Origin of the sequence: Streptococcus sp. F0442 (assembly GCF_000314795.2) — a bacterium.
In the GTDB taxonomy this organism is placed as follows: domain Bacteria; phylum Bacillota; class Bacilli; order Lactobacillales; family Streptococcaceae; genus Streptococcus.
On record NZ_KB373314.1, the window covers coordinates 425,938 to 448,609 of the forward strand.

The window sequence follows — 22,672 nt, forward strand, 5'->3', positions numbered from 1 at the left end:
TCTACTCCAAAATAAACTTCTCTGCTACAGTGTCTCCTAAAAAGAGACCTTTCTTGGTCATTCGTACAATATCCTTGTCAGGTACCAAAAGGCCCTGCTGGGTCAATTCCTCAACCACTGATCCATATTGTTGGTCAAAATTCACACTAAACTTTTCTTCAAAACGCTTCTTGGAAACGCCTGTTTTCTTACGTAGTCCTAGAAACATCTCTTCTTCCATCATTTCTGTCTGAGTCAGATGCTCTTCTTGGACACGCGCATTTCCCTCTTCGACAGCCTGCATATAGTGACGAATGGGGCCATGATTCTTGTAGCGAATCCCATCGACATAGCCGGATGCTCCAGCTCCCAAACCATAATACTCAGCATTGTCCCAATACATGAGATTGTGCCGACTTTCAAAACCAGGCTTGGAGAAATTGGAAATTTCGTAATGCTCAAAGCCCGCTCGCTCCAACTCCTGAATAATGTATTCAAACATCTCTGCTTCCAACTCCTCTTTAGGTAGAGGAAGCTTGCCCCGTCTCATGCGGTTCATAAAGACTGTGTGATTCTCAAGAATCAAGCTATAGAGGCTCATATGGGGAATGTCAAGGGCAAGAGCCTTAGCGACATTCTCTTTGACCTGGTCCATGGTTTGCGTCGGAAGGGCATAGATGAGGTCGATCGAAATATTGTCAAAACCAGCCAGCTTCAGACGGTCGATATTGTCATAAATATCCTGCTCTTGATGGCTCCGACCAATCTTCTTGAGCAAACGATTATCAAAGGTCTGCACGCCCAATGAAACCCGATTAACCGGCGAATCTTTCAAGACCGCAATCTTATCCGGATCCAAATCACCAGGATTGGCCTCGATGGTCAACTCTTCCATCTGAGACAGATCAAGCGACTTGGTCAGCTCCTTAATCAGATAGGCTAGCTGATCCGCAGATAGAGCTGTCGGTGTCCCACCCCCAATATAGAGAGTCCGTAAGTGTGAGATTTCTTCCCGACGAAATTCTTGGATCAAATGCTCCAAATAGGCATCGACCGGTTGGTTCTTAATAAAGACCTTCGAAAAATCACAATAAAAACAAATCTGGGTACAAAATGGGATGTGGACATAAGCGGACGTTGGTTTTGTATGCATACCTTTAATTATACCATAAAATCCCCCCGAGTCCGAAAAGAAAAGTGAGTAAGAAGCAAGGAATTCCTTGACAATAACGAATAAAAGGAATAGAATAAATTTAATCATATTCGGAGGTAAGGAGATATGAACAACTAAGTTTCGTTAAATAAAATACTTTATTTAGTGGACTGCTTGTTCTATCTCTTTTTGTGTACCCTCTTGCCTATTTTCCAGCTTTTTTTGGCTAAATAAGGTCTTTTTCTGCTTGGGTTCCACATGAATACAGCTCTACTAAATAGGTAGAGCTGTTTTTTGTCCCAGTAGAAAGGAATCTTATGCTAAAACTATCCCACCTCACTATCCGACATACAAAAGATTTACGCGATCTGGTTCGAGATCTTTCCCTGACCATTCATGAAGGAGAAAAAGTTGCTATTATTGGCGAAGAAGGGAATGGAAAATCTTCCTTACTTCAGGTCCTTATGTCCCCAAAATCTCTACCAGATTATCTGACCATAGAAGGAGAAATCACCACTAATTTTCACTCCTATGCCTATATTCCCCAGGCTTTGCCGGAAGCATTGAAAGAAAAAAGCTTGGAAGAATATTTTTTTGGAGAAGACGAGCTAGACTATGCCACCCTCTACAGACTGGCTGATCAATTGCAATTTAATAGCGACCGATTTGCAAGCGACCAAGCTATCGGAAGTCTATCTGGAGGAGAAGCCCTCAAGGTCCAACTGCTTCACGAACTTTGTCGTCCTCATGAATTGCTATTTTTAGATGAACCTTCAAATGATCTGGATTTGGAGACCTTGGATTGGCTCCAGCAGATGATCCAAACCAATCCCCAAACCATCATATTTATTTCCCATCATGAGGATTTTTTGACTCAGACGGCGGATACCATCATACATCTCAGACAGATCAAACACCGCAAGGAAGCTGAAACCATCGTAGAGCACCTAGGCTATCAAGACTACAGTAGCCAGAGGGAGCAACAATTCAAGCAACAGACTCAGCAAGCGGCCAACGATCAACGAGCCTACAAAAAAACAATGGAGAAGCAACGTCGCGTCCGTCAGCAAGTCGAAACATCCTTACGAAACACTAAGGATAGCACTGCTGGACGTCTCCTAGCAAAGAAAATGAAGTCCCTCCTCTCACAAGAAAAGCGCTACGAGCGAGAATTCCAATCCATGACTTCCCAACCCTATGATGAGGAAATCATTAATCTGCATTTCCCTTCCCTAACTCCCTTGTCTCCTCAAAAACGTGTCCTTCTCTTAGATCAAGAAGAGCTCGCAATTGGTGATCGTGTCCTAGTCAAGAACCTCTCCCTTACTCTTCTAGGACAGGATAAAATAGGGATTATCGGTTCCAACGGTGTAGGAAAATCCACTTTTCTAAAAATGATCTGGGAGATCTTACAGAATAATGAGAGTATCCGCACTGCCTATATGCCTCAAGATTACACTGAACGCCTCCCTATGACTCAGACACCCGTTCAATTTCTACAGCATTCAGGTGATCGCGAAGAAATCAACACTATTCAATTGCATTTAGCCTCCCTCAACTTTACTTATTCTGAAATGTATCATCCTATCTCTGAACTTTCTGGTGGCCAGCAAGGAAAACTCTTCCTCCTTCAATTAGTACTCACAAGTCCCCAATTTCTGCTCTTGGACGAGCCTACTCGTAATTTTTCCCCCACTTCCCAACCAGAAATTCGTCGCCTATTCGTAGACTACCCAGGTGGACTGGTTACAGTCTCCCACGATCGGACCTTCCTCAAAGAAGTCTGCCAAAAAATCTATCGTCTGACTGAAAATGGCTTCGTAGAGATAGAGTCGCTCTAACGTAAAAAAAGATTGGCTAAAAAACCAATCTTTTAAATTGAAAATGAACTCCTCTTAGAAACTTTCCTTAGGTGAGAACGGACGTCAGCGAACTTCATAGAAGTTCCATGACTTAGTTTTGAACCTAAGGTTTCAAAACTAGCGAGTGCCTGAAGCCATTAAGTTTCAGGCACTTTTCTCACAGCGAAAAGTTTCAATAGAGGATTTGATAACTCTGAATTTGTTAGATTTGTATAAAAGAACAGTTCGTCACTGTTCTACAAGCTTGGTTTTGACCAATTATTTTATCTAATTTCGCCCTGCCTCTTGTCCCATTTCATGGGTGCGTTTGTAGGCCGCTTCCACACCTGCAATAATGTCGCCCCGTAAACCGTCTTTTTCTAAGCGATTGACTCCTGCGATGGTTGAGCCACCTGGGCTACAAACAGCATCCTTCAAGCTTCCAGGATGTTGCCCCGTCTCTATGACCATACTGGCGGCCCCTTTGAAAGTCTGAGCCGCCATCTGAAGAGACTGACTACGTGGCAATCCCATGGCAACTCCTGCATCTGCCATGGCCTCGATCATCTGATAGACAAAGGCTGGACCACAGCCTGCGATAGCAGTTGCAGGATCCATCAATTTTTCTTCGATTTCGTAGAGGGCCCCTGCTCCTGCTAAGAGCTGTTTGACTTGGGCTACTTGCTGGTCTGTCACTGCTTGGGAGCGGGTCAGACTGATGACACCTTGACCAATGGCTACGGGCGTATTAGGCATGATGCGGATGAGACCCACTCGCTCATTTTTAACTACACTTGCCATTTGCTCCAGTTCCAGACCTGCTGCCATAGAAACCAACAGGAGATTGGAACGTTGGCCCAAAATGTCCTGGTACTCTTCAAGTAAAGGGCAGATTTGGTAGGGTTTGACACCTAAGAAGATGACCTCCGCCTCTTGAAAGACTTGTTCAAGATCAGACGCTGTTCCCCCATACTGGCTAATAAACTCTTCCACCTTTTGTGGGGAACGGTTGACCAAGAGCAAGTCTGTGCTAGCCACTTCTTTTGCGACCGCTTTGGCCAGACTAGCTCCCATATTTCCAAGACCGATAAATGCTACTTTCATGACTTACCTCACTTGACCATTTCCACTGACGATATACTTGTAACTAGTCATCTCCCTCAGTCCCATTGGTCCACGCGCATGGAGTTTTTGGGTCGAGATCCCCATTTCACAACCTAGGTCAAATTGACCCCCGTCTGTAAAGCGTGTAGACGCATTGACATAAACGGCTGCTGAATCTACTTGCTTGGTAAAATAAGCGGCTGTCTTAAGATTTTCAGTCACAATGGCATCCGAATGATGGGTGCTATGAGCTTCTATGTGGCCTACCGCTTCCTCGACTCCATCAACAACCTTGACTGCTAATATATAATCTAAAAATTCGGTATCAAAATCCTGCTCCTGCGCTGCTGTCCCCGAAATGATAGCCTGTGCGTCTTCATCTAGACGCAACTCAACCGATCTTTCCCGCTCATCCACTAAGCGCTCTTTGACCAAGGGCAAGAAATCAGACGCGATCGCTTGATCGACTAACAAGACCTCCATAGCATTGCAGACAGAAGGGCGACTGGTCTTGGCATTTTCAATAATCGCTAGGGCTTTCTGGAAGTCAGCCTCCTTGTCCACATAGACATGAACAATTCCAGTTCCTGTCTCGATCACGGGGACAATGGCATTTTCAACCACTGCTTGGATCAAGCCAGCACCGCCACGTGGAATAAGCAAGTCCAGGTAGCCCTTGGCCTTCATCATAGCAAGGCTGGAAGCTCGACTCGTATCTTGGATCAATTGGAGAAGGTCTGGATTGAGTCCGGCTTCTTCCAATGCAGCTTTAAGAGCGGTCACGATCGCTTGGGCAGAATGAAAAGCATCCCTTCCAGTACGAAGAACCACTGCATTTCCACTCTTGATGGCAAGCGCTGCAGCGTCTGACGTTACGTTTGGACGGCTTTCATAAATGATCCCAATGACGCCCATGGCTACTCGAATTTTCTGGATTTCAAGGCCATTTTCCAAAACTTCAGTATCCAGCACTTCCCCAATCGGATCTGGCAGATCGATTAAAGCACGGATCCCTTGTGCCATCCCTTCAATCCGTTCTTGATCAAGAAATAGGCGATCTAGCATGACTTCAGAGATCTTCCCGCGTGCTACTTCCATATCGATTTGATTGGCTGCTAAAATGGCTTCCGTCGCTTTCAGAAGCTGGCTGGCCATAGCTTCTAAGGCCTGATTTTTAAGAGCTGTACTGGCCGTATTGATGCTTTTCTTAGCCGATCTCGCTAGGGCTAATTGTTCTTGTGTTGTTTCCATACATTTTCCTTTAGAATTCTGTAAAGAGTAAGTCAATCTCAGGAGTTACCGAGATCCAATCATCACGGTGGATGAGGATTCCCTTGGCTTTTTTAGATTGGAGCATATCGCGCACAGCCGACTGGCCGAGACGAACTTTCCCTTTCCCTAGTAATTGTCCTGACTCTTGATGATAGACGCTGACGATGTCTTGATAAGAAAAATCCCCTTCTGCCTTGGTCACACCAGAAATTAATAAGCTCTTTCCGTATTGCAACAAGGCCTCAGCAGCTCCAGCATCCACCCAAAGAGCTCCTTTACTTTCTGCATAAAAGGCTAGCCATTGCTTCTGGGTTTTTAAACCCTTGTCCTCTGCTAGGAAGTAACTGCCATCTGCTTGCTCTTGCGCCGCTTCGATCAAGGCATCAGGCTTGAGAGATGAGCAAATATAGACAGGAACCCCAGACTCTGTCGCCAGGGTCGCTGCCTTGAGTTTGGTCAGCATTCCGCCAGTTCCATTGCTACTACCCGCACCTCCAGCCATCTCGATCATCTCGCGAGAAATGTGCTCGATCTGCTCCAAACGCTTGGCTGTTGGATCCTGAGAAGGATTGGCTGTATAGAGGCCATCCACATCCGTCAACAGCACCAAAAGATCCGCCTGGGCCATGGCCGCAACCTGCGCACTCAAGGTATCATTGTCACCAACTTTTAGCTCAGCGATAGAAACCGTATCATTTTCATTGATAATCGGAATCGCCCCACGGTTGAGTAAGACAGAAAGGGCCTGGTGGGCATTCTTATAGCGACGTTGATCCGCAAAGTCATCCTGGGTTAATAAAATTTGTGCAGAAACAATGTTGCGTAAAAGAAGATTAGAGGTATATTCTTCCATCAATAAGCCTTGGCCAACTGCCGCAGAGGCTTGCTTGTCTGCCACCTTAGTCGGCCGTTTCTTAAAACCAAGGGCACCAAACCCAGCAGCAACCGCCCCTGATGAAACCATGATCAACTCATGCCCCAATTCGTGTAAGAGGGCCAACTGCTGAGTAATGACCTTGACCTTCTGTCTGGAGAGACTCCCATCGGGATTGGTCAAAGACGAGGTCCCTACTTTAAAGACGATTCGTTTTGCTTTCATCTCTATGTTTCTTTCTAATACTATTTATTTCGTATGTAATGAAAGTGACTGAATCTCCATTCAGCCATTCTTCATTATTCTTTTCGAAGGTCTTCCAGCGTTTTCTCAAAGATTGCTGGCACTTCTGCAGTAAATTCCAAAGTCTCTCCTGTGCGAGGGTGGGTAAAGCCGAGTGTCCGTGCATGCAGAAACTGTCCTTTCCCTTTGAGTGTCTTCTTAGGACCATAAGCAGGATCTCCAGCTACTGGATGGCCGATATAGGCCATGTGCACCCGAATTTGGTGGGTCCGACCGGTCTCCAGTTGCAACTCTACCAGCGTGTAATCCCCAAAGCGTTCCAAGACTTGAAAACGGGTCACTGCAGGTTTTCCTTTAGCCGTCACTGCTTGTTTTTTCCGGTCCTTTTCACTGCGACCAATTGGTGCTTCGATCATGCCCCGATCGTTAGGAAGATTGCCATGGACAATGGCCCAATACTTCCGGAGAGATTTTTTGTCTTTGAGTTCCTCTGCTAAGGCGACGTGGGCTTGGTCATTTTTTGCGACCATCAAGAGGCCTGACGTGTCTTTGTCGATCCGATGAACGATCCCTGGACGCAATTCTCCATTGATCCCTGAAAGGTCCTTGACATGGTATAACAGTGCATTGACCAAGGTCCCGCTGGTATGACCCGCACTTGGGTGAACAACCATGCCTTGGGGTTTATTGACGACGACGACATCCTGGTCCTCATAGACGATGTCTAAGGGCAGATCTTCTGCTTCATAGCTGATCTCTACCATTTCTGGGACTTCATACTGGATGATGTCTCCTTCTTTGACCGTATACTTAGCTTTTTTCACAGTTCCATTGACCAGAACTTTTCCTTCTTTGATCTGCTCATTGGCTACAGCTCGTGACAAGGGAGTCAAATCCGCCAAAGCCTTATCCAGTCGCGCACCGGCTACTTCGATTTTAATTTCCATGCGTTTCCTCTTTCAACATCAGGATCAGGAGCAAGAAAACTCCAACTGTCAAATAACTATCTGCTACATTAAAAATGGCAAAATTCATAAAATCCAGGTGGAACATATCGACTACAAAGCCCTGACGCAGGCGATCGATAAAATTCCCCAATCCACCCGCAATCACCAAGGTCAAGCCTGTCACCATCCAAAGCGATCCCTTGAGGTGCTTATAGAGATAGTAAAAGGCCCCCACCATCACGACTAGCGTGATGAGGGTAAAGAACCATTGCTGATTTTCAAGAAGCGAAAAAGCTGCACCTGTGTTTTGAAGATAGGTCAGGCTGACCACATGGGGAATAAAAGACTTAACGACACCCAGTGGAATGTTCTTGACTACATACCATTTGACCAACTGATCCAGTAGGACCAATAGCACGATTGCTACTGGAACCATTGTTTTTCTCTTCATTTCTTACCTCTTTTGATCAAAATACTCTACCATGACCTCGACAAACTTCTCTGCTACAGGGGAGAGATCCATCTCTTCGCGTTTGACATAGACCATTTTATTGTCCAAGTTGTCTTCTAAAGGAATCACGGTAATGCCATTCACTGACTGGCTATCTAAAAAGCCTGATCCAGTCGCATAAGCATCTGTCCGCTCCAAGATCCCATTCAAGGTAGCCCGGTCGGTTACATTGAACATTTGGGAGCTCGAACTGGTATCGACAAAGTTCTCTGAATAATAGAGGTACTCATCTTTTTCTTGGGTAAAGCGAACAGTTGGCAACTGAGCTAGATCTTCCATGACCAGTTTTTTCTTCTTAGCCAGAGGGTGTCCCTTACGAAGGTAAATATGAGTCTGAAAAGGAATCAAATCCACTACTTCAAGCCCTAATTTATCAACCCGTTGCATAATCCCCTTGGTATTTTGACGGTTGAGATAAATAATCCCTAACTCACTATGCCCTTGAGCCACTTCATCCAAAATTTGGACCGTCGTTGACTCAAAGATGCGGAAGTTTTTATTTTCCGGATAGCGGATCGAGAATTCCGTCATCAATGGTGGCAAGAAGTCATAGTGTTGACTAGAAATAGAGAATTCTTTCTTCTCTTCTTCAGGACTGGCATATTGATTTTGAAAAATATCAAACCCCTTAACCACGTCCTGCGCTTTTTCATAAAATTCCATTCCCCGACGGGTCAAAAATGTCCCCGAACTAGTTCGACGAAAAATTTTAAAGCCCAGTTCCTTTTCCAGATCGCGTACTGAAATAGACAAGCTCGGCTGACTCACATACATTTTTTCAGCAGCCTCACGAAAAGTACCACTATTGGCAATCGCCACTACATATCGTAATTGTTGTATATTCATTCTATTTTCCTTATTACAGTATCGATCTATTATACCATAAATTAGGGGCTGAAAGAAGAGATGCGTTTAAGAGACCTTCATCAAGTGAAAATAAAAAACTGGAACTAAAACAGTTCCAGTTGATACTTATTCAATCACTTGAGTTTCAGCTACTTTCTTGTACCAATGAGCCGATTTCTTCGGATAGCGCTCTTGGGTTTCAAAGTCAACATAGAAGAGTCCGTAACGTTTTTCATAACCATTAGACCATGAGAAGACGTCCATCAATGACCAGATGAAGTAACCCTTGACGTTTGCACCATCGGCAATCGCATCAGACAATACTTCCAAGTGTTGTTTCACATAATCAATCCGGCCATCATCGTAAACCGTGTTGTCCACAAATTCATCTTTGTATCCAAGTCCGTTTTCAGTGATGTAGATCTTCTTGTAGTTTGGATAATCTTTCTTGACACGCATGATTTGATCATACAAACCTTTAGGGTAGATGATCCAGTCCCAGTCAGTACGAGGTACATAGTCAGGAGCTACACGACGTCCAACACCTTTGATTTGGTATTTAGAGCTTCCTTTCTCCCCTTTACCGTTGTGGATGATTTCAGTTTCACCTTCAAAGGCTTCCATCCAGTCACTCATGTAGTAGTTAATTCCAAGGAAGTCGTTCAAATCTTTAGCTGCTTCAAGCGCTGCAAAGTCTTCGTCCCGAAGATCCAGACTACCACCATTAACAGACAAAATGTGGTTTACCCCTTCCATGGTTGCATCTGAATAGTGTCCAAGGTAAGTCGCATCCAAGATAAATTTGTTATGGATGATATCTTCCAACTCAGCAGCCCGTACGTCTGCAGGATTTTTAGGATCCAATGGATACTTAGTTGGAAGAGCATGAACAACCCCGATTTCACCTTTGTAGCCTTTGTCTTTGTACACTTTCACAGCACGAGCATGCGAAACCATCATATTGTGGTGAGATTGGAAGACTTTGGCAAGGTCATATTGAATACCTGGTGGGAATTTACCAACCAAGTATTGACCATCCCCGATTGGGCCAATTTCATTGAAGGTTGTCCAGTAGTTTACTTCTGGGAATTCTTCAAAACAGAAAGCAGCATAATCTACAAAGTGTTCGATATTTTCACGATTCAAGAAGTCTCCATTTGAGTGAAGAGCTTCAGGAGTATCAAAGTGGTGAAGAGTTACGAATGGTTCTACATGACGTTTATGGCATTCTGCAAATAACTTATGATAGAATTCTACCCCTTTTGGATTGACTTCACCATAGCCAGTTGGGAAAATACGTGACCAAGCAATAGAAATACGAATTCCGTTTACGCCATATTCTTCCGCCAACTGTAAGTCTACTGGATATTTATGGTAGAAATCACTCGCTGGTTCAGCAGTATACCAATAGTTGTCTGCTAAATATTTATCCCATGCAACAGGTCCTTTACCGTCTGTATGAGTCGCACCTTCTGCCTGATAAGCTGCAGTTGCGCCACCAAAAATAAAATCTTTAGGAAGTGTTTTTGTCATATTTTCACCTATTTCTTGATTGGATAAAATGAAAAGCGAGGGGAGAGGAGTTAGTGAGCCATCCATCTCCATCTCACTTTTTAGTTCTTATTCTTCAAATTGAGCTTGAACAAAGGCTAGAGCACCTTTTCCATCACGGGTTAACTTGATGTACTGAGCACCTTCTGTCTTCGCCAATTTGATGCCTAGTTTATCTGTTTCAGCCTTCATATCTTCGAAGTTGGAAGCAACCTGAGGCGCCAAGATAACAAGGTCAAATTCTGGCAACATTTCACGGTGGGCTCCATAGCCACCTGCTGCAGCTTTAACTGGAACTTTATACTCTTCTGCGGCTTTATTCAAAGCATTGGCAAGAAGACCACTTGTTCCTCCACCAGCACAAAGAACGAGGACGTTTGTTTCTTCAGTAATTGTATTTTGTGCTGAATCTACTCCAGCTTTTTCAAGAATAGCATCTGCTTTTGCAGTGTTAAAGTTTGCAGCTACCTTTTCTTTTAATTCATCATTAGTTTTACCTGAACGTTCTTCTTCAAGAATTTGTTCATCATAAACCTTGAGGAATGGATAGTAGATAACAATATCTACTACAATTAACAATGCTGCAAGAGCGAATGATAAGAACTGGAAGTTTGTACCAAGAACAATACCAAGAGGTCCTGGTGTAGTCCATGGAAGGTTGGCAGTAAATGAGTTCATGCCAAGTGTTTCAATAAAGAACTTAAAGATCCATACGTTTGCAATTGGTGCAAAGATGAATGGGATAAAGAAGATTGGGTTCAAAACAAGTGGTGCACCAAACAAGATTGGTTCGTTTACACCAAAGAATGTAGGAACTACTGAAGCGCGTCCAATAGCACGATTTCGTTTTGATTTACATAACCACATAAACATGAACGGAACAACAAGAGTTGCACCAGTACCACCCATAGTGACGATGAACATTTGTGTACCAGATGTAAGGATCTTATCAGCGTGCATACCTTGTTGAAGGAGGTTCAAGTTGACTTCGGCATTTGCATAAGTGATCGCTGCAATCGCAGGCTCAACGATAGATGGGCCGTGAATACCAATAAACCAGAAGAATGCAAAAGCACCGAAAATGATCGTAATTCCAACATAACCATCTGCTGCTGAGAAGAGAGGAGCAAGAAGCGTACCGATAGATTCAGCTACTGTTACACCGAGACCGCCCTTAACAATCAATTCAAGTCCATAAAGGAGAACCACTGATACAGTGAATGGAATCAAGTCTTTAAATACTTGAGAGATATTTGGTGGAACTTCGTCTGGCATGCGAATCGTCACATTGTTTTTCACGCAGACCTTGTAAACATTAACGGTAACAAAGGCTGCAATAAAGGCTGTTAGCAACCCTTTAGTCCCCATGAATGCTGTTAAGAATCCGCCATCTTTAGCAGGTTCAGCAGCCATGAGCAAGAAGCCAACCATAGAAGCCAACATTGTAGAAATGAAGTTGATTTGGTTGGTTGCTGGGAGGTCACGGTTCATTGAATCAGTCAAAGCCTTAGCCGTTGTCCCACCTACGAAGAAAGCCAAAATTCCCATCGAATAGCTATAAGGTGTCATCAAGAAGTTTTCAATTTCTTTTGACCAATGGAAGCCCCATGCATTTGGAACATACGCAATTAGGATGAAAATAGATGAGAAAAGGATAACAGGCATCCCTGCAATAAAGCCATCCCGAATCGCTCGCAAATATTTGTTTCGAGAAATCTTTTCAAAGAAAGGTTTCCCTTTTTCAATCAGTTCAATCAGTTTATTCATTATTTCGCTCCTCTTTTATATAGTTCAATCAGATGGTGAATCACGTCCTTTAATAGGATCGTTGTCATGAGATGGTCTTGACCATGCATCATGGTAATGCTATAGGGGATTTCTTCTCCTGCTGCTTCTTGCGCTAGCATGGTCGTTTGAGATTTGTGAGCCTCAGCGATACAGGACCCTGCTTCTTCTACTAAGGATTCTGCTTTAGCAAAATCACCATTTTCAGCAGCTTTTAAGGCTTCCATTAATTTTGATCGAGCGTCACCGGCATAAGCGACAATTTCAAACCCAAGTAATTGGACTTCTTCTTTATTCATGTTGGTTCCTCCTTATGATACCTTTTGAAAATTTTTATAATAGACGTTGAATATGAAGGGCTAAATAGACTTTTTCATTAGGAGATATCTTGGCTCCTGTCTGTTCAGCAATGGTTTGGTAAATTTGATGACTAATCTCATAAGCCTTTGGATAACTTAGCTGGATCAGTTGTTCCATCTCGCTCAAACCTTCTGGATCTTCTCTTCCCTTATCTAGCGAATCTAGGAAATAATTGAGATGGATCATAAAGCGATCATAGAAATGACTGTTTTCTTCTTTCCGTTTCAATCCATTTTGAGCTAGTTTTTCTTCTACAGCTTTCAAAATAACTTGTCGGTCCTGGACATCTGGATCTTGCTCATGAATCATTTCCCCTTGTGCATTAATGAAATGATAAGCGATGCGATTCACTTCATCGTCAGGAAATTGATCCAAGAGTCGCTTTCGAAAGATCTCAATCGCTTCTTTTGCGATTTTATAGGGAATTGGATGCATAGCAGACGCATCAGGAAGGTCACTGTGTTTATATCTTCCCTGTTGAACTGCCTGGTAAGAACAAAAGATGTGATCAGTTAATGTCACATAGATATATTCTTGAACAGGATAGGCATATTTCTTAGACAAGGTATCAATCACTTCATAAGTGGTTGTAATGAAATCAAGAGGAACATCCTTTAGAAGGGCCATAAAGTTTTCTCTTGACTCATCCGTGTTTAAACGAAATACTTTTTCGACCTTATCATCAGCTACTAGATCATTTTTCTTTTTCCCAAAAGCAATCCCACTCCCAACAACAATTAACTCTTGTTGTAGTTCATTTTGAACCAAAGCAACATTATTGTTCATTGGATGGATAATACGATACATGAGGCTCTCCTTTGTAAAATTTGTTAAAAGCAAATAAAAATGACCACGAAGCAACTGAAAAAATTAGCCTACACTAATTGTTCAGTCTACTTGTGGTCACGCCTAATCTAACTTAGTAACGCTCACTGCTATTCAACTTTATAAACTTATTCTATCATAAGCTTTTTGTTTTGTAAACCCTTACAGCGAAAATTTTTAAACATTTTTTTATAAAAAAGAAACAAGACCTTAAAATAATGAAGAGGCTGGGACAAAAGTCCTAGCCTCTCAATCATCTTTGGATTGTCGAGCAAGACGCAGTGGTTGAGTGGGCTCTACTACGCTGATTTCATCAGCTTTTACAGCCCTACTCAACTGTGCGGAGGTGGGACGACGAAATCGAATTCTAACGAATTACCGATTTCTGTCCCACTCTCTAACTGTTGCTTTAGGAGGCAATCATCATTTGAATCTTATACGCGTTCTGTCCAAGGTGTCGCTACTTTAGCCAAGACGTCATTTAATTCTTCAATATTTTGTCGACCTTCTGTACGAAGCCATTCACGAGCAGCTGCTTCTCCATCTTTGATGTAGGCTTCTACTGAACCTGCCCATGTCGCACGTCCACAAAGAACACCGTTGAAGTTAGCACCAGACTCATGCGCAAATTCCAAGGTTTCTTGGAAGAGTTTTGCAGATACACCAGCACTGAGATAGATGTATGGAAGGTTAGTTGCTTCTTCTTGTTCTTTGAAGAAAGCAGCTGCTTCTTCACGACTATAGACTACTTCTCCTTCTCCAAATCCTTCCACGAAGTTCACATTAACTGGAACTTCCACTTTCAAGACATCGATATTGAAACGAGGATCTGAGAAGACTTTCATAGCCTCAATCACCTTACGAGGTTTCACTTTCGCATATTCAGCTGACGCAGCATCCGCAATTCCTTCATCATAAGCCAAGATTTCAAGGAAGAATGGAATATCTTCTGCAGCACATTCAGAACCGATGCGTTCAATATAAGCTTGTTTTTCTTGGTTGAGTTCATCTGCACTGTCTACATCATAGTAGAGCAAGAATTTCACAGCATCTGCGCCTTGTTCTTTGATGCGTTTTGCTGACCAAAGGTTGAGGCAGTCTGGTAGACGCTTTGTGCTTGATGTATCGTAACCTGTTTTTTCATAGGCAAGTAAGAGACCAGCATCTTTGTCCAAGGCTTTTGTAGCAGGTAGACCATATTCTGGGTCCAATAACATAGAGGAAGCATATTTTGTCAATTCATCAGCTACAAGGACTTTTAATTCTTCCATTTGTGCGACTGTTGGTTCTGTATCTTGATATTTGGCCATCAAACGTTTCAAAGCACCTCGTTGGTCAAAAGCCAAAGCTGAAATGACACCATCTTTTGTGCTGAGACGTTCCAAATAGTTGCGTTTTTGTTCTGTTAATACCATTTTATACCTCTTTTACGATTAATTGTTGATACAAGGCATCATAGTGCCCCATGTTGACATGTCCTGTTTGTGCTTCTTGAGCATTTAACATTCCTAGGACATTTGCTTTTTTGAGTAAATCTGCATCACTCTCATGGTGGTAGAGTCCAGATGCAATCCCTGCAACAGTAGAATCTCCAGATCCGACTGGATTGACGACATCGATCTTAGGAATATCTACCTTATAGAAGACATCCCCATGCTTAGCGAAAGCGCCATTTGCACCAAGGGAGACAATCACCCATTCGATGCCATCAAAGAGAGAATCCTGAAGAACTTCTTTTAAGTCTTCCACATTCTTACTCACTTCTTTTCCTAACAACTGTGATAATTCTTCATTGTTTGGTTTAATGACCGTAGGCTTGACAGCTGCTTGAATGGCAGCTTCTAAAGAAGCTCCCGAGCAATCGAGTACGACTGGTTTCCCAGCTTCCCTTGCAATCTTGACAAGGCTAGCATAGTAGTCCACCGGTAAACCAGCAGGAAGACTTCCAGAGATGGCAACAACCTCTACTTGTTCAACCAAGTGACGATAATGGTCGAGAAAGTCTTGCCCTTCTTTTTCAGAAATGGTAGGACCTTTTTCTAAGATTTCTGTTTGCTTGCCTTCGTGAAGGATGGCGATACAATTACGTGTATCTCCAACAATTTCAAAGAAACGTTCCTCTATCCCTTCTCCTAAATGATCGAGAATGAATTGCCCCGTTCGACCACCAAGTAGACCAGTCGCTGCCACTGGATCCTTTATCTCAGAAAGTACACGAGTAACATTAAGACCTTTCCCACCAGCTGTCTTACTCACCTCAGCCACACGATTGACTGTATCCAACTGGAGTACATCCAAAGGATAAGAAATATCAATCGAAGGGTTCATCGTGACCGTTAATATCATACGTCACCTCTTAGTCGTGGTATTCACCACGGTCCCATTTTTCAAGGAATTCTGTAAAGAAATCAGCATCCGCTTGATGTGCATTATGGCTTTCCACATGTTGGATCTTAGCGATCAATTTTTTATTTTCTTCAGTTGGTTTGTATTCAGCGTGGATGAATGCTTCAATGATATCGCACATGAGCAATTCACCAGTAATTTTACCCCCAAACCCGATGACATTAGCGTTTAATTCTTCTTTTGCATAGAGAGCAGTTGTCATATCGCGTACCAAGGCAGAACGGATACCAGGTACTTTGTTAACAGCATTGTTAATCCCAACACCCGTACCACAGATACAAACACCAAGATCTGCTTGGCCACTTGCTACGGCTTCTCCTACTTTTTTACCATAGATGGGATAGTGTGTCCGCGTATGGTCATAGGTTCCAAAATCGAGCACTTCATATCCTTTTGATTTCAAAAAATCAGAAACAGCCATTTTTTCATTTGTCACAATGTGATCACAACCAATTGCAATTCTCATTTGAATTCTCCTCTCATTAGCACATCTTATTCAACATATCGACACGGATCTGGTGACGACCTCCGTCGTATTTACCATTGACGAATCCTTTGGCAATGTTCTTCGCCAATTCATCCCCAACAATTTCAGCACCCATGGTAATCATTCGAGAATTGTTGTGGCCGCGAGTCATATAAGCAGAACGTTCATCTGAAACTTCTGCTGCCACCATTCCTTTGATTTTAGTCGCAACCATAAACGGACCAGCTCCATAAGCATCAATCACGATTCCAAGATTTTGATCGTTTTTGTTCACTTCGCTCGCAACTGCCAATGTCACATCAACAAAATCTTGACCATCTGTGCTTACATCCACAACATCGAAACTCTCTTTTAAAAGAAAGTCTTTTACGAGATCTTTTAATCTTAATCCTGCAGCATCTGCACCAAGTACAATAGACATGTCCTGTCCTCCTTTTATTCGCTTCGTCAATATTTCTGTTGTTATTTTTTCACAAAGAAACATTTTCTTACTTTTGATATTATATTACACCTATTTCGAACGAAAGTCAACATTAAATTGTTTGTTTTTGAACATTTTTTAATAATAAATACACCATATTTTGTTTTATATGATTTTCGTATACAAGGCATATTTGTCTTTGATCTTCTTTGGAATACTATCATCAGTAATAATGGCATTCAGGTCTTCCACTCGATAGAAACTATAGAAAGAATAGCTATCAAACTTACTGTTATCAGCAACCACATATTTCTCAATTGCATTGTTTAGAATAATGGCATTACCATTTCCTTCTTCTTCATTGGCTGTGGAAACATGATGCCCATCGATGCCATTGACCCCGATGAAAGCTTTAGAAACCTTGATTTCTTTCAAGAGTTTATTAGCAAATTGACCTACAAAAGTTTGTGTCTTCACTCGGTAGCGACCACCAACTAAGATCAAGTCATAATTTGGAAAATCCTTTAGCTTTTCAAAAATGGGGAGGGAATTGGTGACAATACTGATTTCCTTTCCTTCTAAATAGTCCCCGATAAAATCTGTTGTCGTACCAGACCCAATAAAGACGGTATCCCCATTTTCGATCAACTCTGCACATTTTTTTGCAATGGTTCGTTTCTCATCAATATTGATGAGATTTTTCTCACTGTGAGAAGCCTCTAACAAGCTATCTTTTACCTTTTTGTGGGCTCCACCATGTACACGAACTAAAAGACCTTGTTTTTCAAGATCGATCAGATCGCGACGAATGGTCATGTCTGTCACCCCAAAGAGTTCCTTGAGTTCTTTGACTGATACCACACTTTTTCGATCCAGTTCCTGAAGAATTTCAACATGTCTGCTATCTTTCATGGTACTACTTCCATTCCTGCTATATTTGTCTCTATTATACTACATTTTTTAAAAAACACAAAATCAAACATTATATTAACAGACTTAAACAAATAATTCTATCAAAAACAATGAAAAAAGCTCTCCGATATATTCGGAAAGCCTTATTTTATGCTATTTAAAGCATCCTTACCTTTTTATTTCAAGGCTCGGAATAAAAAAGTTCACTGAACCTTTTTATTTTGCGATTGGGTAAACAGAAACTTGTTTTTTATCGCGACCTTTGCGTTCGAAGCGTACTACGCCTTCAACTTTTGCGAACAAAGTATCGTCTCCACCACGTCCAACGTTCACACCTGGGTAGATGTGAGTACCACGTTGACGGTAAAGGATAGATCCACCTGTTACAGTTTGTCCATCAGCTGCTTTAGCTCCAAGACGTTTTGCTTGTGAATCACGTCCGTTTGATGTAGAACCTCCACCTTTTTTGTGGGCGAAAAGTTGCAAGTTAGCAAGATTCAATTTCAACATAATTGTTTTCCTCCATGTTAGTTTTCTGTGATAACTCTTGTTTGGATGAACTCAGATGAGTTCTCCGATAAGTTTGCCATCCCTAAGAAAAATGATTCAAAGAATAGTTGGGTCATTTCTCTTTGATGAGGTGGAATGTCTGTCGGGATTGTGACCCGCATGAAACCACCCTCTTCTTCGTTTAATTCTAGTTCCGGTTCATAGCCTGCAAATTTCTCAACAGAGTTGACAAAGTTAATGGCAAGCGTAGAAACCGATGCACACACGACATCAAAGCCGTATTCGCCACTTCCAGCGTGCCCAGTGATTTCTGCACTCCTCAGCTCGCCATCTTCGGCTCGTTCAAAGACTGCTTGTATCATGTGTTCTCCTAAAAATTAAGCGTTGATTGCGTTGATGACAACTTTAGTGTAAGGTTGACGGTGACCTTGTTTACGGTGGCTACCTTTTTTAGGTTTGTACTTGTAAGTAACAACTTTCTTTTGTTTTCCTTGTTTTTCAACAGTTCCAACAACAGTAGCTCCTGAAACAAGTGGAGTTCCGACAACAGTGTTTTCACCACCAACAAGAACAACTTCGTTAAATGTAACTTCTTGACCAGCTTCAACGTTCAATTTTTCAACGTAGACTGCTTGACCAACTTCAACTTTAACTTGTTTTCCGCCAGTTTTAATGATTGCGTATGTGCTCATTATGCACCTCCTATGTATTTTTGGGTTTCCCCGTATTTTTGTGAAGACTCGCCTAGCATCGTGGGACGAACCACTTATTCTCATGAAAATGAGCAACGATGATCGAGCGGTTGCACAGGCATGTGCATAGTCAACTCTCTTAGTATATCACTTCTATCAGACAAAGACAAGCATTTTTGCGCTTTGAAAACGAATTTTCTTTTAAAAAATTCTTTTAAGTGTTTACTAGAATTAAATGACTTCTATAAATCTCAGCTATCTTTATAAAGAAGCTATTTATGATTTAGTTGTTTCCTTTTATGAATGATCTCACCCATCATAAAATTCATGGAGCAATTGGATCAGTTCTTGCTGTTGTTCCAGTAAGTTCTGACCGATGGTGGTGGATTGGATGAGAGTACGGTCCTCCAGGTCTTCAATAACCCTCTTCAAGGAAGTTTGCTCAAATGGCGAATCTACTACCTTTTGAATGTCTTGGAAGGGCTGATGGGTTACCAGTTGAAAACCATAGGAATTATTAAGGAGTGAATAGCCTGCTGTACCTGTCTTCTTTTGATATGCTTCGCAAAGACCCCCATCAATGACAAAGAGTAGTCCTTCACCCCGAATGGGCGATTCCCCCTTTCCTGTCTTCACTGGTGTATGTCCATTCACAATGCGAGATACCTTGGCTTCAAGACCAAATTCCTCTAAAATTAATTGGCAAATCTTTTTTGAATTGCGATAGCTAAAATACTCATTTTCTATTTCCTTATGCGTTTCTGCCTCCTCAATAAAATACCGTTCAAAGGTCGTCATCTTATTCTTCCCAAAGAGAGGAGATAATTGCCCTCGCCAGCAATACCATACTAAATCCGTTGAAAGGTCGTCCCCAACTTCTTTGTTTTTTGCCGCAAAGCGTATATGATATTCGAAAAAGTCTAGTAATTCTTTCCCCGCATACTGGGCTTGATGAAGAAGCAGAGGTTGAAATTCCCCAGAAGGTTTCAAGGGAATACAACCATGAAAAAGCAAGTGATGATTGTAAACCTTATACATGGAACCTTTTTTCATTAACAGCTCCATATGTTTGGCCATTTTGGGAGATCCTTGGAAGGAAGCCAGCATACTGTCTACTATTTGTTTTTCTTCTGAGGATAGTTCAGAAGGATTTTCCCGATCTATGGTTTGGAAGCAGGTATTTTTCAAGGAATAGCTCTTCCCGTCAATGCTGATTGTATTCTTCCAATAATCAATGTTATCCAGCAAGATTTGATTTCCCATCTTAAATTCTGGCCGTCTCTTCATCAATTGAGTTTCTATCTTAAATTGGAGAATGGCCAGCGCTTGATGGACCTTTTCCAGCTGTAATATTTCTTCTGGTGTAAATTCCTCCTCTCTTGTCCCCAGGATAGGCCTAAACTTAGGATTGGCTTTGTAGGTTTTATCCGCAAATAAGGTTAAGGATCGAATGTTTAAGCCATAAGCTTTTTCGATATCCCATAAATAACCATAGCGTGCTGCAATGCGCAATACATTCAATAAACACGCCTTGGATCCAAAAAAAGCTCCCATCCAAATGATATCGTGATTGCCCCATTGAATATCTAAGGAATGAAACTGAAGAAGCTCATCCATTACCTGGGCACTTCCAGCCCCTCTATCAAAAATATCTCCTACCACATGCAGGTGATCTATCAATAAGCGACGAATACTGCTGGCAATTCCCAAGATAAAGGGATCCGCTTCTCTTAGTTCAATAACATAACTTAAGATAGTATGGAAATAAGAATGTTTATCAGCTAGCGTAAGATCACTATAGATCAGTTCTTCTATAATATAGGCATATTCCTGGGGCAAGGCCTTTCTCAGTTTGGAACGGCTATATTTAGCTGCTACAAAACTCAATAGAGTCAAGAGTTGAGAAATCGTTGATTTATACCACTCTTTCTCCTTATTCACTCCTTCCAAAACTCGCTCTGGATAAGATACCAGAGCTGACAGTGTATTCTTTTCCTCTTGTGTCAAGGAAGCTGCAAAGCAATCATTAATTTTCTCATTTAAAATTCCAGCGCAACTTCTCAAAATATAATCAAAAGCCGCAAATTCTCCATGAATATCACTTATGTAGAGTTCTGTCCCTTTTGGTAGGTTTAAAATGGCCTCAAGATTAGTGAGTTCAGTAATGACTTTTTGACGAGAATCAAATTTCTCTAGTAAAATACGCTTATATTGCTCCATATCATTTCTCCAAGGAATCTGCAGTTACAACCCAATCTAGACTGATTCAAGAATCAGTTCATCTTCTTTACTTGCTCCTCAATTAGGAAAGCTGTCTCTTCAATCGATTTATCCGTCATATTGATGACTTGAGCGCCATATTGTTTAAAGACCTTCTTGGAATAATCCAATTCTTGATAGATTTTTTCTAAATCCGTATAGCTTGTTTCTTGTGTTAATCCTAAAGAATCCAAGCGATGGCTTCGAACTTTCATTAATTTTTCGGGCTCGCAGATTAGACCAATCAAGCGACGAGAATCAACCTTATCCAAGACCTGAGGTAAAGGAACTTCTGGGATCAAAGGCAAATTTGCAACCTTATAGCCCTTGTTGGCCAGGTAAATACTCAGGGGTGTTTTTGATGTACGGGAAACACCAAGCAGGACCAAATCGGCTTCTAAAAATCCCTGGGGTGCCTTACCGTCATCATATTTCACAGCAAATTCAATTGCTGAAATCTTTTTAAAATAATCACTGTCCAAGCGGTGCAAGGTTCCTGGAACTTCGATTGGTCTGGTTCCGGTCTTTTCTTGAATGATTTCAAAAAATGGATGCATGAGATCTAAATAAGCCAGACCATTTTTTTGGCTAAATTCCCTGGCTACTGATGCTAACTGACTATTGACCAAGGTGCTGATGACAAGCGCATCATCCTTTAAGGCATCATATAAGATATCCAAGAGTTCCTCTTCTTGATTGATAAAAGGGAAACGGGAACTATTATTAAAAATGATATCTGGATACTGTGCCGTAACTGCTGACAATAATTTTTGGGAAGTTCCACCCAAAGAATCTGAAATACTATATACAATGATCTCTTTTTTCATATTTATTCCTCTTCACTCTTCAGTTCAGCATTTCTTGCTTGTAGGATAATGTAATCGAGCAAGACTGATTTGGTCACCGTTCCCACAATTTTTCGGTCATTTTCCTCATCGACTACCGGTAAGGAATCGATGGCATGATCCTGCAGGAGGGCAGCCGCTTCTAGGATGTTCATGTCTTTTGTACAGGTAATGATATGTGGCATTCGAGTCATACAAACTGCTACAGGAGTCGTCTGGATACTTGAATTAAGAGATGCTCTCAATAAATCTTTACGGGACATAATTCCCAGTAAGAGCTTGTCTTCATCGATAACATAGAGGACATCGGCATCATACATAAATAGGGTGATAATGGCATCCTGAATATAGGAATCATGGGTGACTAAAACCGGAGAGGTCATGATCTCTGCTACTTCTTTTTGAAAAGTATCAAAAAAGAAAAGTGTTTCTAGATCTAATCCAGAATAAGTATAGCCAATTTTGGGAGTCGCTTTCAACATACCAACCAAGGTCAGAAAGGACAAATCTGGGCGCAGGGTCGCTCTTGAAATATCCAATAAATCAGAAATCTTCTCCCCACTTAAGGGCTGATGCATTTTAACAATTTCAACTATTTTCTTTTGACGTTCACTTAATTTCAAAATTTCCTAGCCTTTCTATTTCTAGCTCCATGATGATTATATCAGACATCTTCAAAGCAATATTCATCATATTTTCATCCTTTACTTTCAAATAATCATCATTTTTTACTGAATATTATAGCAAAATAATCCAATTAGTCAACAGAAAAAGATGTATGTTTTATTTGACAAATTTATGTGATGTATAATACAATGTTTTTGTCTTAAATGTGACACATATTTAGTT

General features: G+C 41.7%; 23 protein-coding genes and 1 other annotated feature. Of the genes, 1 reads left to right on the forward strand and 22 read right to left on the reverse strand.

Annotated elements, in window-relative coordinates; all coding sequences use genetic code 11:
- Window position 1: 1 nt before the first annotated feature.
- On the reverse strand, window positions 2–1,132 hold the full coding sequence (hemW, locus tag HMPREF9186_RS02250; RefSeq protein ID WP_037613892.1) for a radical SAM family heme chaperone HemW: 1,131 nt from the start codon (window positions 1,130–1,132) through the stop codon (window positions 2–4).
- 317 nt (window positions 1,133–1,449) lie between these two features.
- Between hemW and HMPREF9186_RS02255 the strand changes: the two genes are divergently transcribed.
- Complete coding sequence (locus HMPREF9186_RS02255; RefSeq protein ID WP_009731204.1) at window positions 1,450–2,973, forward strand: ATP-binding cassette domain-containing protein; 1,524 nt, start codon at window positions 1,450–1,452, stop codon at window positions 2,971–2,973.
- Between the two features lie 288 nt (window positions 2,974–3,261).
- Here the strand turns inward: HMPREF9186_RS02255 and proC are convergent, their stop codons facing one another.
- The 21 genes from proC to HMPREF9186_RS02360 form a co-directional block, all read right to left on the reverse strand.
- The gene (proC, locus tag HMPREF9186_RS02260; protein ID WP_009731205.1) at window positions 3,262–4,077 is read right to left on the reverse strand and encodes a pyrroline-5-carboxylate reductase; all 816 of its coding nucleotides are present in this window, start codon (window positions 4,075–4,077) and stop codon (window positions 3,262–3,264) included.
- Window positions 4,078–4,080: 3 nt separating this feature from the next.
- The gene (locus HMPREF9186_RS02265) at window positions 4,081–5,328 is read right to left on the reverse strand and encodes a glutamate-5-semialdehyde dehydrogenase (RefSeq protein WP_009731206.1); all 1,248 of its coding nucleotides are present in this window, start codon (window positions 5,326–5,328) and stop codon (window positions 4,081–4,083) included.
- A gap of 10 nt (window positions 5,329–5,338) precedes the next feature.
- Entirely contained in the window at window positions 5,339–6,448 is a 1,110-nt protein-coding gene (gene proB, locus HMPREF9186_RS02270; RefSeq protein ID WP_009731207.1) for a glutamate 5-kinase, read from the reverse strand.
- Between the two features lie 74 nt (window positions 6,449–6,522).
- On the reverse strand, window positions 6,523–7,413 hold the full coding sequence (locus HMPREF9186_RS02275) for an RluA family pseudouridine synthase (RefSeq protein ID WP_009731208.1): 891 nt from the start codon (window positions 7,411–7,413) through the stop codon (window positions 6,523–6,525).
- Window positions 7,403–7,864, reverse strand: coding sequence for a signal peptidase II (lspA, locus tag HMPREF9186_RS02280; RefSeq protein ID WP_003001852.1), 462 nt, complete (start codon window positions 7,862–7,864; stop codon window positions 7,403–7,405). Before lspA ends, HMPREF9186_RS02275 begins: the two co-directional genes overlap by 11 nt.
- Before the next feature lie 3 nt (window positions 7,865–7,867).
- The gene (locus HMPREF9186_RS02285) at window positions 7,868–8,770 is read right to left on the reverse strand and encodes a LysR family transcriptional regulator (RefSeq protein WP_003001728.1); all 903 of its coding nucleotides are present in this window, start codon (window positions 8,768–8,770) and stop codon (window positions 7,868–7,870) included.
- A gap of 126 nt (window positions 8,771–8,896) precedes the next feature.
- The gene (gene lacG, locus HMPREF9186_RS02290) at window positions 8,897–10,303 is read right to left on the reverse strand and encodes a 6-phospho-beta-galactosidase (protein ID WP_332251582.1); all 1,407 of its coding nucleotides are present in this window, start codon (window positions 10,301–10,303) and stop codon (window positions 8,897–8,899) included.
- Window positions 10,304–10,390: 87 nt separating this feature from the next.
- Window positions 10,391–12,088: a lactose-specific PTS transporter subunit EIIC gene (locus HMPREF9186_RS02295; RefSeq protein WP_009731210.1), complete on the reverse strand. Its 1,698-nt coding sequence runs from the start codon at window positions 12,086–12,088 to the stop codon at window positions 10,391–10,393.
- On the reverse strand, window positions 12,088–12,405 hold the full coding sequence (locus HMPREF9186_RS02300) for a PTS lactose/cellobiose transporter subunit IIA (RefSeq protein WP_009731211.1): 318 nt from the start codon (window positions 12,403–12,405) through the stop codon (window positions 12,088–12,090). Before HMPREF9186_RS02300 ends, HMPREF9186_RS02295 begins: the two co-directional genes overlap by 1 nt.
- Before the next feature lie 34 nt (window positions 12,406–12,439).
- Window positions 12,440–13,273: a PRD domain-containing protein gene (locus tag HMPREF9186_RS02305; RefSeq protein WP_009731212.1), complete on the reverse strand. Its 834-nt coding sequence runs from the start codon at window positions 13,271–13,273 to the stop codon at window positions 12,440–12,442.
- 452 nt (window positions 13,274–13,725) lie between these two features.
- Window positions 13,726–14,706 (reverse strand): tagatose-bisphosphate aldolase, encoded by a 981-nt coding sequence (gene lacD / locus HMPREF9186_RS02310; protein WP_009731213.1) that lies wholly within the window; start codon window positions 14,704–14,706, stop codon window positions 13,726–13,728.
- A 1-nt stretch (window position 14,707) separates the two neighbouring features.
- Window positions 14,708–15,637, reverse strand: coding sequence for a tagatose-6-phosphate kinase (locus tag HMPREF9186_RS02315; protein ID WP_009731214.1), 930 nt, complete (start codon window positions 15,635–15,637; stop codon window positions 14,708–14,710).
- Between the two features lie 10 nt (window positions 15,638–15,647).
- Window positions 15,648–16,163: a galactose-6-phosphate isomerase subunit LacB gene (gene lacB, locus HMPREF9186_RS02320; RefSeq protein WP_009731215.1), complete on the reverse strand. Its 516-nt coding sequence runs from the start codon at window positions 16,161–16,163 to the stop codon at window positions 15,648–15,650.
- Between the two features lie 16 nt (window positions 16,164–16,179).
- Window positions 16,180–16,605, reverse strand: a complete 426-nt coding sequence (gene lacA, locus HMPREF9186_RS02325; protein WP_009731216.1) for a galactose-6-phosphate isomerase subunit LacA — start codon at window positions 16,603–16,605, stop codon at window positions 16,180–16,182.
- 165 nt (window positions 16,606–16,770) lie between these two features.
- Window positions 16,771–17,517: a DeoR/GlpR family DNA-binding transcription regulator gene (locus HMPREF9186_RS02330; protein WP_009731217.1), complete on the reverse strand. Its 747-nt coding sequence runs from the start codon at window positions 17,515–17,517 to the stop codon at window positions 16,771–16,773.
- Window positions 17,518–17,733: 216 nt separating this feature from the next.
- Complete coding sequence (rpmA, locus tag HMPREF9186_RS02335; protein ID WP_003002805.1) at window positions 17,734–18,027, reverse strand: 50S ribosomal protein L27; 294 nt, start codon at window positions 18,025–18,027, stop codon at window positions 17,734–17,736.
- Window positions 18,028–18,044: 17 nt separating this feature from the next.
- Window positions 18,045–18,389, reverse strand: coding sequence for a ribosomal-processing cysteine protease Prp (locus HMPREF9186_RS02340; protein ID WP_009731218.1), 345 nt, complete (start codon window positions 18,387–18,389; stop codon window positions 18,045–18,047).
- 15 nt (window positions 18,390–18,404) lie between these two features.
- Window positions 18,405–18,719: a 50S ribosomal protein L21 gene (gene rplU, locus HMPREF9186_RS02345; RefSeq protein ID WP_003007734.1), complete on the reverse strand. Its 315-nt coding sequence runs from the start codon at window positions 18,717–18,719 to the stop codon at window positions 18,405–18,407.
- Between the two features lie 34 nt (window positions 18,720–18,753).
- Window positions 18,754–18,841: a sequence feature (ribosomal protein L21 leader region), on the reverse strand.
- Window positions 18,842–19,028: 187 nt separating this feature from the next.
- Window positions 19,029–20,939: a fructose-bisphosphatase class III gene (locus HMPREF9186_RS02350; protein ID WP_009731219.1), complete on the reverse strand. Its 1,911-nt coding sequence runs from the start codon at window positions 20,937–20,939 to the stop codon at window positions 19,029–19,031.
- Window positions 20,940–20,992: 53 nt separating this feature from the next.
- Window positions 20,993–21,805, reverse strand: coding sequence for a pyruvate, water dikinase regulatory protein (locus HMPREF9186_RS02355; protein WP_009731220.1), 813 nt, complete (start codon window positions 21,803–21,805; stop codon window positions 20,993–20,995).
- A 2-nt stretch (window positions 21,806–21,807) separates the two neighbouring features.
- Complete coding sequence (locus tag HMPREF9186_RS02360) at window positions 21,808–22,446, reverse strand: helix-turn-helix transcriptional regulator (RefSeq protein ID WP_009731221.1); 639 nt, start codon at window positions 22,444–22,446, stop codon at window positions 21,808–21,810.
- Window positions 22,447–22,672 lie beyond the last annotated feature (226 nt).

Bases quoted from the DNA above. Each gene is read 5' to 3' on its own strand.
- rpmA (WP_003002805.1), bottom strand. From the start codon at position 18,027: ATGTTGAAATTGAATCTTGCTAACTTGCAACTTTTCGCCCACAAAAAA.
- HMPREF9186_RS02285 (WP_003001728.1), bottom strand. From the start codon at position 8,770: ATGAATATACAACAATTACGATATGTAGTGGCGATTGCCAATAGTGGT.
- HMPREF9186_RS02305 (WP_009731212.1), bottom strand. From the start codon at position 13,273: ATGTATCGTATTATCCATCCAATGAACAATAATGTTGCTTTGGTTCAA.
- HMPREF9186_RS02275 (WP_009731208.1), bottom strand. From the start codon at position 7,413: ATGGAAATTAAAATCGAAGTAGCCGGTGCGCGACTGGATAAGGCTTTG.
- lacG (WP_332251582.1), bottom strand. From the start codon at position 10,303: ATGACAAAAACACTTCCTAAAGATTTTATTTTTGGTGGCGCAACTGCA.
- HMPREF9186_RS02255 (WP_009731204.1), top strand. From the start codon at position 1,450: ATGCTAAAACTATCCCACCTCACTATCCGACATACAAAAGATTTACGC.
- proC (WP_009731205.1), bottom strand. From the start codon at position 4,077: ATGAAAGTAGCATTTATCGGTCTTGGAAATATGGGAGCTAGTCTGGCC.
- HMPREF9186_RS02295 (WP_009731210.1), bottom strand. From the start codon at position 12,088: ATGAATAAACTGATTGAACTGATTGAAAAAGGGAAACCTTTCTTTGAA.
- lacA (WP_009731216.1), bottom strand. From the start codon at position 16,605: ATGTCTATTGTACTTGGTGCAGATGCTGCAGGATTAAGATTAAAAGAT.
- HMPREF9186_RS02330 (WP_009731217.1), bottom strand. From the start codon at position 17,517: ATGAAAGATAGCAGACATGTTGAAATTCTTCAGGAACTGGATCGAAAA.
- HMPREF9186_RS02315 (WP_009731214.1), bottom strand. From the start codon at position 15,637: ATGATATTAACGGTCACGATGAACCCTTCGATTGATATTTCTTATCCT.
- HMPREF9186_RS02265 (WP_009731206.1), bottom strand. From the start codon at position 5,328: ATGGAAACAACACAAGAACAATTAGCCCTAGCGAGATCGGCTAAGAAA.
- HMPREF9186_RS02355 (WP_009731220.1), bottom strand. From the start codon at position 21,805: ATGAAAAAAGAGATCATTGTATATAGTATTTCAGATTCTTTGGGTGGA.
- rplU (WP_003007734.1), bottom strand. From the start codon at position 18,719: ATGAGCACATACGCAATCATTAAAACTGGCGGAAAACAAGTTAAAGTT.
- lspA (WP_003001852.1), bottom strand. From the start codon at position 7,864: ATGAAGAGAAAAACAATGGTTCCAGTAGCAATCGTGCTATTGGTCCTA.
- HMPREF9186_RS02300 (WP_009731211.1), bottom strand. From the start codon at position 12,405: ATGAATAAAGAAGAAGTCCAATTACTTGGGTTTGAAATTGTCGCTTAT.
- lacB (WP_009731215.1), bottom strand. From the start codon at position 16,163: ATGAGAATTGCAATTGGTTGTGATCACATTGTGACAAATGAAAAAATG.
- HMPREF9186_RS02350 (WP_009731219.1), bottom strand. From the start codon at position 20,939: ATGGAGCAATATAAGCGTATTTTACTAGAGAAATTTGATTCTCGTCAA.
- lacD (WP_009731213.1), bottom strand. From the start codon at position 14,706: ATGGTATTAACAGAACAAAAACGCAACTATTTGGAACGTCTCAGCACA.
- proB (WP_009731207.1), bottom strand. From the start codon at position 6,448: ATGAAAGCAAAACGAATCGTCTTTAAAGTAGGGACCTCGTCTTTGACC.
- HMPREF9186_RS02340 (WP_009731218.1), bottom strand. From the start codon at position 18,389: ATGATACAAGCAGTCTTTGAACGAGCCGAAGATGGCGAGCTGAGGAGT.
- hemW (WP_037613892.1), bottom strand. From the start codon at position 1,132: ATGCATACAAAACCAACGTCCGCTTATGTCCACATCCCATTTTGTACC.